This window comes from Massilia alkalitolerans DSM 17462, from assembly GCF_000427785.1.
Taxonomy (GTDB): domain Bacteria; phylum Pseudomonadota; class Gammaproteobacteria; order Burkholderiales; family Burkholderiaceae_D; genus Telluria; species Telluria alkalitolerans.
Genome location: NZ_ATYR01000038.1, coordinates 1 through 12857, shown reverse-complemented (window position 1 = coordinate 12857; position 12857 = coordinate 1). Strand labels below are relative to the sequence as shown.

The 12857-nt window shown below is 49.9% G+C and carries 14 protein-coding genes; 1 reads left to right on the top strand and 13 read right to left on the bottom strand.

From position 1 onward, the window contains the following. Positions 1-68: 68 nt before the first annotated feature. The 7 genes from YWC_RS0124310 to YWC_RS32355 all read right to left on the bottom strand — a co-directional run bounded on the left by YWC_RS0124310 (position 69) and on the right by YWC_RS32355 (position 6267). Positions 69-305 (bottom strand): YgaP family membrane protein, encoded by a 237-nt coding sequence (locus tag YWC_RS0124310; protein WP_027867712.1) that lies wholly within the window; start codon positions 303-305, stop codon positions 69-71. Positions 306-376: 71 nt separating this feature from the next. Next, on the bottom strand, positions 377-1126 hold the full coding sequence (locus tag YWC_RS0124305) for an MBL fold metallo-hydrolase (protein WP_027867711.1): 750 nt from the start codon (positions 1124-1126) through the stop codon (positions 377-379). Between the two features lie 33 nt (positions 1127-1159). Next, a complete protein-coding gene (locus tag YWC_RS0124300; protein ID WP_027867710.1) occupies positions 1160-1609 on the bottom strand; it encodes a hypothetical protein in 450 nt (149 codons plus the stop codon). Between the two features lie 10 nt (positions 1610-1619). Continuing rightward, positions 1620-2036 (bottom strand): hypothetical protein, encoded by a 417-nt coding sequence (locus YWC_RS0124295; protein ID WP_036215886.1) that lies wholly within the window; start codon positions 2034-2036, stop codon positions 1620-1622. A 467-nt stretch (positions 2037-2503) separates the two neighbouring features. Beyond that, entirely contained in the window at positions 2504-3289 is a 786-nt protein-coding gene (locus tag YWC_RS0124290) for an extracellular solute-binding protein (protein WP_229413188.1), read from the bottom strand. Between the two features lie 116 nt (positions 3290-3405). After that, positions 3406-4842 carry a bifunctional metallophosphatase/5'-nucleotidase gene (locus tag YWC_RS0124285; protein ID WP_027867707.1) on the bottom strand — a complete coding sequence of 479 codons (1437 nt, stop codon included), beginning with the start codon at positions 4840-4842 and terminating at the stop codon, positions 3406-3408. 633 nt (positions 4843-5475) lie between these two features. Beyond that, on the bottom strand, positions 5476-6267 hold the full coding sequence (locus YWC_RS32355; protein WP_229413187.1) for a metallophosphoesterase: 792 nt from the start codon (positions 6265-6267) through the stop codon (positions 5476-5478). Positions 6268-6398: 131 nt separating this feature from the next. Here YWC_RS32355 and YWC_RS32350 point away from each other — a divergent pair, with 131 nt between their 5' ends. Further along, complete coding sequence (locus tag YWC_RS32350; RefSeq protein WP_084416571.1) at positions 6399-7043, top strand: HAD family hydrolase; 645 nt, start codon at positions 6399-6401, stop codon at positions 7041-7043. Positions 7044-7275: 232 nt separating this feature from the next. On the opposite strand, the gene YWC_RS32345 is transcribed toward YWC_RS32350, so the two are convergent. The 6 genes from YWC_RS32345 to YWC_RS33920 form a co-directional block, all read right to left on the bottom strand. After that, the gene (locus YWC_RS32345; RefSeq protein WP_169728152.1) at positions 7276-8571 is read right to left on the bottom strand and encodes a tyrosine-type recombinase/integrase; all 1296 of its coding nucleotides are present in this window, start codon (positions 8569-8571) and stop codon (positions 7276-7278) included. Next, the gene (locus YWC_RS34290) at positions 8571-8939 is read right to left on the bottom strand and encodes a VPA1267 family protein (RefSeq protein WP_503826181.1); all 369 of its coding nucleotides are present in this window, start codon (positions 8937-8939) and stop codon (positions 8571-8573) included. Before YWC_RS34290 ends, YWC_RS32345 begins: the two co-directional genes overlap by 1 nt. Next, positions 8940-9869, bottom strand: a complete 930-nt coding sequence (locus YWC_RS33095; protein WP_156923875.1) for a hypothetical protein — start codon at positions 9867-9869, stop codon at positions 8940-8942. Continuing rightward, positions 9870-11978: a tyrosine-type recombinase/integrase gene (locus YWC_RS32340; RefSeq protein WP_084416570.1), complete on the bottom strand. Its 2109-nt coding sequence runs from the start codon at positions 11976-11978 to the stop codon at positions 9870-9872. It abuts the gene before it with no gap. After that, positions 11971-12528: a hypothetical protein gene (locus tag YWC_RS33090; protein WP_156923874.1), complete on the bottom strand. Its 558-nt coding sequence runs from the start codon at positions 12526-12528 to the stop codon at positions 11971-11973. Before YWC_RS33090 ends, YWC_RS32340 begins: the two co-directional genes overlap by 8 nt. 100 nt (positions 12529-12628) lie before the next feature. Further along, on the bottom strand, positions 12629-12857 hold a 229-nt coding region (locus YWC_RS33920; RefSeq protein WP_027867704.1), incomplete at its 5' end, for an integrase core domain-containing protein.

Below are 12857 nucleotides of genomic sequence, written 5' to 3'. Positions count from 1 at the left end.
CTCGCTTATTGGAGTTTCCAGCTCAAGCGTGACGGTGTCCCATGTCGGTCGGCAAGCGGTGCGGCGTACTATTCCGCCCGCTCGGCGCCGCCGATGCGCATAGGCTTCATGGCGCCTAGCGACAGATTGCAAGAGTCAACTCCAAGTATTGCGTACGTGGGGCAAAAGCGAATCAAGCCCGACAGCACCGGCACGGCTCCGAGCCACCCCCACCGGCCGACGAGGCCCGTAGCGGCAAGGCCCACGGCGGTGGCGCCAACGATAACACGCAGACGCGCGTCGAATTTTCCGACATTGGCTTTCATGTTTTCCCTGTTCTTTACAATAATTAACTGGTGGTACAAACTTCAGTGCGGGGCACCGGCAGCACACCATCTCACCCTTGGGGGCTCTCTGTCATTTCCCGACAATATTCTCCTAGGTGCTCGGGCAAATCATCCGGACATACCCCGCAGCGCCGGTTCCCGGGGACGGCATGGTCGATAAACTTCGGATACGGTAGGTTCAGCCCCCCCATGATCTCCCTGAAGCGCGCCAGGTCGGTGCCCTGCTTCAGGCGTGGATTGCGCTTGCGCTCCTGCTCGATGGTCGACACCCTGCGGTCCTGGTAGTCGTGCGCCGGGTACACCAGCGTATCGGGCGGCAAGGCGAACAGTTTGTTGGCCACGCTGTCGTATAGGGCATCGGCGCTGCCGTTCTGGAAGTCGGTTCGGCCACAGCCGTCGATCAACAGCGCGTCGCCGGTGAACACGCGGTCGCCTAACAGGTAGGCGAAGTGGCCATCGGTATGGCCGGGCGTATGCAACGGTTGCAGCAGTACGCTCCCGACCTGGAACGGTACCCCTTCCTCGATGCCGACATCGGTGCAAGGAAGGCGGTCATACGCAGGAGCGGCGATGCTGCTGCCGGCACGCCGCTTCAGTTCGAGTGCAGCGGTGATGTGGTCGGCGTGGATGTGCGTATCGACCGTATACGCAAGCTTCATCCCCAGTTTCGCGATCTCGGCGAGGTCGCGCTCCATGCTCACAATGACCGGGTCGATCAGTATTGCCTGACCGGTCTCCTCGCAGCCGAGAAGATAAGTGTAGGTGCTCGACAGCGGCTCGAATAACTGGCGAAAAATCATCGCTTCTCCTTTTTTCGATGGTTTACCCAAAATCTAGGCGCGAACCGCGCGGACGATCGCGTCCGGATCCTGCGAGCGCTCGACCTCATCGAAGTCGCCGCGCAGCGACTTCAGTGCAAAGCGCTCCTCGGCGATTTCCCTCGCCGTGCGCACACCCAGGCGGCGCAGCACGGGAAGCGGCGGACACCAGCCTTGCAGCGCGTGCTGCACCATGAAGGCAGGAACACCGGCTGCCAGTACCAGCCAGCGCTTGTCGCTCTTGAGTGCGAGCGCGAGACCGATGAGCGAGAGGGTAGCAAAATTGGTCTGAAGGGTACGCTCGACATCCCACTCGTGCTCGAGTTCCTTGAGGCGACGGGTGATCAGGGCCTTCTTGTCGTTGCCTTCGTATTCGGCGATCCGTTCCTCCGTTGCGTGACGAATGTGCTCGTTCAGATGCGCGGAGGTGTGGCCAGATACTTGCGTCGCGGTGGCTGTGAACATGATGGGCTCCTTAATGAACTGTGGTTGCCAGCGTGGATTTTTCGCCTAGCAATGCCTTCAATGCCATGCGTTCCTGCTCGATTTCCTCGGCGGTACGCAGTCCTGCGGCACGAAAGACGGGCAATAGCGGGTACCAGCCCTGCAGGTTGTGCAGAATGACCATGCTCGCCGCCATCGCAGACACCGCGAACCATTTTCGATTGCTCAGGCTGCCCAGTGCCAGGCCGAGCAGAATCATGCTCGGCGCCTCGACCTCGATCGCCCTCTCGACATTCCACTCACGATCAAGTTCTCTCAAGCGCTGCTCTATCGCCTGCTTGTCTGCCCCCTTGAGTCGCGCGATATTCTCTCGTAACTGCTGGTCGAAGCGCTGCATAGCGGCCACTGACGTATTGCGTTCGGCTTTTTCAGTTGTTGCAGGAAACATCGGAGCCTCCATTTCAGGGTTGAAGACTGAACAGCTTTATCGCCAGTCCGGGATACGCTTGATTGCTAAAACAAACAGGGCCGGATGAGGCCTTACAGCCGATCTTAGACCAGTTTAGGAGAACGGCATGTACCGTTCCCCTTTGCAAAATTCGTGATTTTCCTTGTCAAGTTGTGTACTCCGGCGCGCGTTTGATTTACCGATGAACGCTGAAGGCTAATGTACGCTGCTCATCCTGTAAGCAAACCCAGAGGCCTTGTGGGGACTCTCCTTTTCTCGGTTACCCCCTGGTGCAGGGGTAGTGTCCAGAGAAGCGTCGTGTTGAACAGACGCGCGGACCACAGCGATCTGCATCGAACGGCGTCATGTACGCCTCTCAAGCTGAGCTCGCGATAACTATGCCTGGTCGGATACTCGGACACAGGACGCGGCACTTGCCGCGCCGTCCTTGTCGCACCGGATAACAATCAGGTTTTCCATCCCCACTTGGCAAAGATCCGTGCGCCCTCCTTCGATTGCAGGAAGTCGACGAACTGCCTGGCCAGCGGCTTCTTCATGCCTTGCAGCGACAAGGCGACTCCGGTGTCCCGGTAGATCGCATAGTCCGGCTCGATCGGCACCGTGTCGGCCAACTTAGGGTTTGCTACCTGCCAAATATTCCAGATCAGCCAGACGTCGATGTCGGTCTTTTCCGTCCAGGTCGTGCGGGCCACCGCGCTGTTCGGTGCATAGCTGACGATATTGCGGCGCAATTGGCGCACGGTGCCGATATCGCCTTTGCGGCCGGCGATGTCCTCCCAGACGCCGTTCTGGCCAGCGCCGTTGACGACCAGGATCTTCGTGCCCGGCTTGAGCAGGTCCTGGAAACCGGTAATGCGCTTCGGATTCCCGGGCCTCACCAAGATCGACATCGGACGAAGGTACAGGGGCGTGATCGTCTTCTCGTCGATACGGCCCTCCATCGCCACCACGAAGTCGGTCATCATGGTCTCTGAACCGCTGTAGATGACGTCGGCGTTCTGCCTGGCCTTGTCGATCCAGCTCGGCGTGGGCCCGGAAGTCACTTCGACCTGCACGCCATGCTGCCGCTGGAAGGCTGCAGCGGCTTCCTTCATTGCCGGCGCTGGTCCACCTGGACCATAGACGAACAGCGCATCGGCAGCGAGCACGCTGCCCCCGCTGACGAAACAGGCCAGTCCGAGTGCCAGCATCGCGATCGTGCGACGTCCCTGCGAATGACCATTCTTGTCCATTTTCCCTCCAGAGTTTGATGAGATAAGGCGTCCACACCATGTACCGTGTTCATGGAGCGAGCCCCCCTCTATTGTATGCTTCGCATGAGAAGCATCGCGCACGTCAACCTGAACCGCTATACTGCGGTTACCGAACCATTGCTGCAACTTCCGGCTGTCGAGAGCGCCAGGTAGCGCTGAAGCGCTTCAATGGCGCGCGTGTCGAGCACTGTGCGATTGCATCCGAATTTCATGGGGACGCCCTGGTCGGTCACGAATGCCGCCGTGTAGCGGCGGTCGGGATCGACGGGTGCACCAAGTACGAACAGGCGATCGACGCGGCTCCCGACCGGGTTCTCGATCTTCACATACAGCCGGACGCCGCGGCAGCGCTTCACGTATCCACCCATCTGTTGGAAAGGATCGGACGAAAAGGTGCGCTCCAGGTTCTCTTCCAACATGACGCGAATTTCCTCGCCCGTCAATTCCACCGTCTCGACCGCTGGATTTGTCGGAATAATATTCCACAGATCATTGATGATAATCGGGCCAGGCGGGATTGGCGCACCATAACGCCAGCCATTCGAGAATGCGATTTCGGTGCCGGCGGCCAGTGCGATAGCGTCGAGCAGCAGATCGTCCATCGAACATTGCAGTGACTGATAACGAGTCAGCGCTACATTTGTATGCCCAACGATCTGAGAAAGTATGGTCCGATACGGGGCCATCGCAGTATCGACCTGCTGTTGCACTTCTCTGTCAGGAGCGAAGCGTTCGTCGACCGCGATCAGCTGGTGATGGTGCCGCACGATCTCACCATCATCGATGTCCAGATTGAGCCGGCCGATGAACGAGCCATGGCACCCGGACTGAAAAATGATGGCGCCATTTTCCATGACGGGCGCTTCCATCCGGTTGTGGGTATGACCGCTAACCAGGATATCGATGCCGTCTACTTCGGAGGCAAGTTTCACGTCCTGCGGAAAACCGAGATGCGAGAGTATAACGACCAGATCAGCACGCTCATGCTCACGTACATGACGAATCCATTCTGGAAGCTCTTCGCGGCCAACACTGAAGCGCAAGCCTTCGCTAAACGCGCGCGGCATCGTCTTGTCGACGATATGACAAGCGATGGCGATCACCGCGACACGCAAGCCGCTTCTTTCGCGAATCAGGTACGGTTGAAAAAACAGTTCGCCGTCGACCCGAAAGCAATTGATGGCAAGGATTGGATAGCTCAGCATGTTCGCCAGCCGTTGTACCTGGTCCGGGCCATATGCGAACTCCCAGTGCACCGTCATCGCATCCGGCTTAAAGGCGTTCATGAGCGGGGCAAGCGCTTCCCCATTTGACTGTACCGCAAGATAGGTTCGATGGAAGGTGTCGCCGTTGTCGAGAAGCAGTACTCCATCCTGCATACCGGTACGGATTTGTTTCACCGGCGCAGCAATACGTGCGAGTCCGCCGAGAGTTTGGAACTGGTCGCCCTGCGCACTTCGGACGAGTTCAGGATGTGGCTCGACGCAGCCGTGCAGATCGTTAATCTGCAGGATGGTTAGACGCTTTATCATCATCATCTCCAGTCGGTCTGTGGGACAGAATGGTGGATGCCGATTAAGCGCACATTAACCAAGGGCGGAGAATCGGAACAAAGCGATTCGAAGATATCGGCGCGTTTCGGCGGACCGAAGGCGGCAGTTTCCCCTCCTACGTCGACGCGCGGTACTGCAAGGCGGGCAGATCCCGGTACTGGGCAATGGCATCTTGCGCACAGCAGAGCAATCAAGTATTGCGCCTTGCTCATGTTAAGCGAGGTGAAGTGCAGCGAAAAGACAGTGCCTTGTCGCGATCCTGCATGGGGCCGCCTATAGGCGTAAGGATGACAGCCATGACTATGCCACAGCTGAGACTATCGACGGGTCCTAGACCCTGAGTCTTTTCAACGGCGGGGTCCTTGGCAGACACGTGATCTCGTCGAAATGGACAAGCTTGGATGCAGGGTTGAATTGTCGTGGTATTAGGGCTCACTCGGCTATATTCCGCTGGTTGCAGATGAGGCAAAGAGCCAACTATTCCAGCCGAAGGCGTAGCTGGGCTGCGTCAGGCAGACTCACACCGGCCGGTGGCTGTGTCCGGGAAAAGCTGGGCAAGATCAATGCACTGGACACTGTAAGTCCACTTGATGTGGTATAGACATCCTGACGTTAGCGTTTTAAATGAACAATGAAGTTTGGATCAAACTCTTCGTTCTCAGGATGGCCATTCTGCATTGGATATCCCAGAGGATTAGATACGACACGACATCCTTCCACGTCATAATTCGAGCTATTATGCGTATGACCATGTATCCAGACGTCAGCCTTCACTATCAAGTCTTCCATGTTTGAAGCGAATGCAGCAGAAAGTGGATCCGCTACGTATTTAGATGAAATCGAGCACATTGAAGGCGCCATGTGGGTAACGACGATGGTCGGCCCCGTGAACGGCTCATCAAGTTTTCCTTTAAGCCATGCTCGTTGTGCGGCATGTAGGCGAGCAGTATCTTGTGGATGTAACTTCCTATATCCTGCAGACGCGACCTTAATACGTTGGTAATCATTCATTGCAGTCCTGGCGTCAAGCATGGCACTCCACCTGCGATCAGGATTAAATAGAGCAAAGTCAGTCCATAAAGTCGCACCTAAAAACCGAACTCCACTATAAATGTATTCGCCACAGTTAAGATAGTGTATATTAGGGTAACAGATGCATTCTCGGGCAATTGCCTCACCCGTTTTTTCGATTGTTTCCCCATAAAACTCATGGTTGCCAGCTACGTAAACCACAGGTAATCCCGAGAATATTTCTGAAGCCCATGAAGGTGCACGAAATTTTGTGTGAATGTCACCGGCAAGAATGACGACATCTGGCTGGCTGAGCGATATATCGATTTTAGGCACTTGATCGCACCATACCTCTAGGTGGAGATCAGATAAAACTAATAACTTCATCGTCATCCTCGTGTCTTGTTGACGAACTTCGCGTATGTGTGTGATTTACCACTGTCTACCGGCTTTATTTGAGCTCGCCATGAATATGACGTATGCCCGCTGTATATTTTCAAGCTTAACTTCATTGCTGAAAACAAATGGAAAAATTCAACAGAAGCGCGGTAAAGGTCATTCTGTTTGATGTCTACGGTACGCTTGTGACCATCTCTAACAAGCGTGCGCCCTTTCGCCAACTTATCAAAATCGGCGCGGGCCAGGGTAGAATGCCCAATTCCAAGGACGCTGAAATACTTATGGGCCAGCCTATTGGACTGCTTGAAGCTGGTGAGTTATTGGGAATCGCATTAACAGATGACGAACGTGAGCAACTAAAACAAGAGTTGGTTGTTGAGCTCGAATCTATCTTGCCATTTGTAGACACGCTACCAGCACTTTATGACCTAAAAAACCGTGGATACAAACTAGGGCTCTGTTCCAATCTTGCCAAAGAGTACGCCGAACCGGTCTTGTCGGTGCTTCCCCCAGTTTTTGACGCTTATGTTTGGAGTTTCGACGCAGGCGCAATCAAGCCTAATCCAGCGATTTATGCACATGCTTGCCGGCAGCTGCGCTGCTTGCCTTGTGATGTTTTAATGGTTGGCGATACCCTCGAAGCTGACGTTGAAGGACCTCGCGCTTTCGGAATGCAAGCGCTGTTACTGGATCGCAAACAACGCTCGAGTTCGAAAAACTCGCTCTCCTCTTTGTTAAGGCTATGTGAGATTGTTGAACGCGTAATGTAATCGGAGGCCGACTTGGGCCCTTCGACTAAGGCTCCTTTTGTGTAATGACGAGCACTCACAGTGTAAACTACTCATAGAGGAACTCAACATCAAGCCCGACTATCGCCTAATTAAGATCATTTACATCGAGTGTACTTCTTTAAGATGTATGTTGCTCTCGTCCAAAGTCAACAATATAAAATCTAGCGCCCTGCTGATAAGAGCTCGATTCAAGTAAACTTGATAACGGTCTTCAATAATCGATAGCATCAAGAAGCGCGTTCAAACCTTGATTAACGTGAGATTTTTTAAGGTCTGCCAACAGATCATCGTGATGAAACCTGTTCACAAGATGAACGTAGTATTTGTAAGTTGTCCCGACATCCTCATGGCCAAGCATCTTCCGAAGATCCTCATCAATTACCGGATCGTACACGTATTCCTTTCCAACTCTTCCTTCTTTTTTCAAGCGTTCATAAACGAAATAGGTAGCACAAGAATGCCGCAGCATTCTAGGGGTGTACTTTCGCCCATGAAACACGACAGCATGTCTACTATCTTTTTGTTCAGCACCATCTTCCATGCGATCAACCGGCACGACTTTCGCAAAATTGTATCGAAGCATATAAGGCGTAACAACAACTCCATCACTACTTAAAAAGAGCTGATTGTTTCGTGGGCTTACCCCATTCTTTTCATAATGGATTTCGGCCCGCTCTCTTCGCAATGGAATATAGACTCGGCAAATCAATTCCCACAAAGCTCCAGGGAATTCAATTGACCTATTCTTACCCTTAGAACGAAAATAGAATCGAATATCTTTACGTTTTAAGTCTGAAGGTATTTCGTCTATATCATAAGGGACGAAGCCGAAATTCTCTTTATTCCCTCGATAAGGTATCTGAAAAAGATCCCTAGGTCGAAGACCCGTTATCCGGATAATTGTAGCGATAATCTTATATACCACATCATCCAGTAAGAAAAGAGCCGCTCGATGGTTACGCTCGGTCACAAACTTTTCAACTTCTTTTTCATGCAGCGCAGGACGTCCAATCGGAGTAGTAAATGGAAGTTTTTCTACTTCCACATGTGATTTGACATGTCCTAACAAGAGTTGGTCTTTGAGGTTAATTTTAACAAGAGCATCACACTCTTCAACATCCCAACTAAAATAATTTTCGTAGCCATTGCTAGTTGCCCACTTATAGAATGAGGCAATTCTTGCGCAATAATAGGTTGCGGTTTCTGCAATTATTTTACTCTGGCAAAGAAACTCGATATATTCTTCGAAGATCTCTTGATCAACAGCCATCCATTGATGGGCTCCATACCCAGAGTCCTCAAGCCAACGCAAATACCTTTGCATCAACTGAGAATATGTATGCAGCGTTGCCTTACTTCTTGAGTATTTTGACGCGAGTTTAATTGCCCACAAAGACGGCGCTTCAATTACCCGATGCGAATTGTCAAGAAAAATTGGAGTAGAGATGTCTAATGGATCATCTTGCGAATTGCGTCGCGAACCTTTAGCGAAGAAGACATTGACCATTATTTCATTTGATATAGTTTAAGGTGCTGCGCAACCAACTCAATTGTGCAATCCAGTTGAGTAATTCCTTCTTTAAGATTAGTCAAACGTTTATTGAGACTATCCAAAGTTGACAGTTGCTGAACGTCGTCTAACGTCAAGTCATTGTCTGAACAAACTAGTATTCCCTTCTTTCGCAATCTTTCCTCTAGATGCCAAAGAATGGACACGACCTGGGAATCTTTATATAAACTTGAACGCGAGACAGACGCTTCTCTTACAAGCAATGCACGTGATACTCGAAGACGATCTTTTGAAACATATAAATCCCAGTCACCGGCAACATCTCGTGCCTCGATGAAATCACTAAGAAGCGATGCATTACTCATTTAAATAATTATGAAAGAGTCAAATGGCTCATCAAAACTAGGGTGCTCGAAAAATTCTGTATTGAATCTTGATTTCGCAGACTCATCAGTATGCCGGGAATTTTTGCCGACGTCCTTCATGAGTTGATCTCTCATCAACACACAGTGGATTTCTCCCGAAAGCATCGCTCGAATCTGTTGTAAGAAAAAAAGTCTTGTATCGCTAGTACCCGCGACTGAGTTTATGTACAAATTTAGTCCAGTTGACTTCGGCTCATGGTTATGGATCCACTCATCTCTGAAGTTCGAATTTAAGCTACACAAAATATAACTTGCTGCAGGACGACCTGGCAACAGATAATGCGAAGTTATCGACTGGAGTTGATTCATGAAAGATCCGAAGAACTCGCCTGCAGTCAAGCCGTCTTTCAGTATAATGGTTTTTTTGTGTGAAAGCATCCGCATATTAGTCGGACTTTCAAGTTGCGCTAACATAGATGCGTTTTCTTTCCGCAGCCTCTCGCACTCGGCTTTCAATTTCAAAAGTTCCGCCGCATCATGAACTTTCTTCTTTTTATTATTTAGTGTTTCAGAAGCAGCGACAAACCAGCGCTGGATTTCATCAATCAACTCAGGATACACTTTATCAGCAACTGACGTTATCCTTGTTAATTCACTTTCTGCTTCAGTGAGCCGTTTTTCTAATTCTTCAATTGCTAAAGCAGATGCACTTTTGATATTAACGTCAAGCGCAGTGGCTGCCAGCCTTTCGGAATCTTTTCCAGCAATAACATCTCTGACTTCTTTCCAATCTTCATCTTTAAGGTAAATAGTTGACCTAGCGACACCAGCTATTTTTCGAACTAGTTCAACATTTAATCTTTGCATCCCTTTTGCTTTTAGACTTGCAATTGCCTTATAAACCTTCTCGAGGTTTTCTTCGTTTGCCATTTATGCCGCCTCCATCTCCGTCGAGCCATCAGACACCCCTACTTCAGATAGGCGCTTTTTTGCATCTTGAATGCGTCTTTGCGAAAAAGTCTTTTGTGCACTACTGCTTAGAGGATGAGCAAGATATTTTTGGTGAAATAAAATCTCATTCTTCAATGACGGAACATTTGCTTCGACAAATGCGGCAAAACGACAGTTGAACGGGTCACATGCAAATAAATTTGGATGCAACTTTGTAGTGGGGTCGTCGTTCTTTCCATCACACGGTGCAGTTTCATAATAGCCTGGCGTTTTCATGCAAATCGCTAAATTCGTCCTATGCAGCATTTTAACGCCCTCGTCGAGCATCGACTCTACATACTGGACTAGCGCTTCTCGCCCTTTGTCTTGGAGCTTTGCGATTAAACGAGGCGAACCTTCTACAGATTTGCGCAGACGATTACCGGCTTCGCCACCAAGACGCCCAGTTGCAGCACCCTCTAAGATTTCAACCAAAATTTCAAGATTTTGCTCCACAATGATCTTCTTCATCTCATCGTTGACTCCTGGCAACGATATAATGTAACGCAAAGTCATTTTCAAACTTGCGTGCGAAAACAAGTGTCGAATAATCTCGATGTTCTTAGAATCCTGATATATAAGATACATCGCTAGTGTTTTTCTGAACCTATGCGGGTGTATCCTTTCATCAGCACCGACCGCTTCACACACTCGTTTAACTGCTCGCTCAGGATAAGCCGCATGAGTCTCTCCCCCGAAGAACTGTCGGGTGACGGATGAAAAAAGCTTATTATGCTTACCGTAATTTCGCGACTCACCACAAATCAACTCAACAATAGCAATGGCTTTTGCAGTTAATGCAGGAATTGGGATTCTTTTGGCGTCGCCTTGCGAGGCGATTGATGTTTTGAAAACAGTGTAACGTAACCAAAAGCCGCTTTCATCTTCTTCAACGCAACCACTAAGAAGTCCCATGACTTCTGAGCGACGCATACCGGTGGTAGCGAGTATCGTTACGCAACACGCATCGAGCAACGAAACGATCAAACTAAGTATTGCTGGTAGCGATACATAACTCGTGGAAGATTTGTTTGCGCCTTTTGGGTTTGCTCGTTCCTGGATCTTTAAGGACCACCAAGGTTTTCCATCAACCAGCACAGGTTGATAGTCAATAAAAGCTTTAACCCCAGCCTCGCTTCCAGGGGAGTAACATACCGGGTTTGTAGTCCCTCGGTCTGAATGCTTCCAACCGCCGATGATTGAGCGATAGTACGTTTCATACAGCCAAGTTATGTCTTTACTATATACATTTACTAACCCTACACAGTGATTAACAATGTTTGAATAATCGTCAAGGGCAATAGGCAGGAACGGTGCACTTTCATCTTCGTACTCAGCTCTGAGTTTAGCGATCTGCTCTTTTGTAACAAGTGGTGAAGTAATCGAGTACTCATCTGGCAGGAGGCAACCAGTCGATACTTTCTGCCAAAGTTGAATGGCAGAGGCTAATTCCCATTTGATTCCTGCTGTTGGCAACCCTGCTATATACCCGGCGATCGTTTCCCTATTTAAATCATTGATAGTCCTGAACGTCGGACTGCCTAGATTTCCCATATACAACTGCTCTTTTTGGAAAAGAGCGATAAGCCGACCGAATTTTGTTCGCTTCGAGCCTAAAGACCCGTACGATCGCGCATAATTTGAAACAGCAAAATGAGGGATGTTATAAAAGATTAGAGCTTTGACAATATTTTCCCAGTGATTATATTCCGGTCTGGTTAGGTTGATACCATTTTGGTTGTCGAAATCAAAGTTTAAACGAACAGATCTTTTATCCACGTGTGGATATGAAAGGAAACTCCAGAGCTTGTCGCCGAAAATACTCTCTGAACTAACCTTAATGTTTTTCCACTGTTCAACTGGTATTTTGCGCAATGCAAGAACTGCCGGGATCTCTTCTGCATCTTCTTCGGCAATAATGTCTTGGTTAGGCCCTAAGTCAGCAAGAATTAACTGGTCCTCATCGCTGTCGACCTCAAGAGCGCGAGACGCCACAACATCAATGGCTTTCTGTAGATCATCTTGCAGCGGTACGATTTTTCTATTCATTACTACCTCGCATGGTCAATGGCAGAGCATAAACATCATTTTTCGCAAGCACCTTGGCGTCTAACACCTGCTCTTGTGGATTCCACTGATTTAAGATCTGTTCCCAAGCGGCTAATTCGTCACCATAGTTACTGGTCCACTCAATTACATTGAGTCTTGATTTCAGCCGAATTAAGTCATCGACTCGTCGAGCGATAAACGGTAAAGCCTCACGGAAAATAACCGCTTGTCTGCACATGCAGCATCGATTAAAAAAACTGCATCTTTTAGACTCAGAAACGAATCTCTCGTGTCCCTCCCAAGATGGTTTCTTTGAGTCTAGACAAGCGACAATGAAAGTTTGTCCCTGTGGAGAGAGTAGATGAATAATCTGCTGCTCATCAACAAGCTTTAGTTCGTTGACGAGGCGCGATTTCACCCGACTTGCGTTCGCAAGATTTGTTGCGTTGCGTAGATCGCTAAGAGCAATCGAAGTTGCCAATCTCACACCATAATTGGTAAAGTCTTCAGTCCATTGGTTTTGTAATTTGCGTAAGCTCTTATTTCGCAATGATGTACATCCACTATCACTATCATAATAAGTTACTGTGGTCTCTAAATTCGCATGTCCCTAAAGTGGACCCATCAGTCAAGACACTGAGCCGGCTAGTTTAAGCTGTGTCCATTTCCACTTTCGCAGCTGTCCGGCGCTGCCCCGTTTCGCCGTTTTTCTCCGGCGCCTGGTCCGCGTTGCTAAACTTGTCGACGATCAGCGCGCCTCCCCCAACACCAGCAATGTAGACATGGTCCGGCGTCTCATAGCCCAGCGCCTGATGCGGACGCTCGGCGTTGTAGAACGCAAAGTACTGCGCCAAACCCACTGTCAGCTCGGCCATGTTG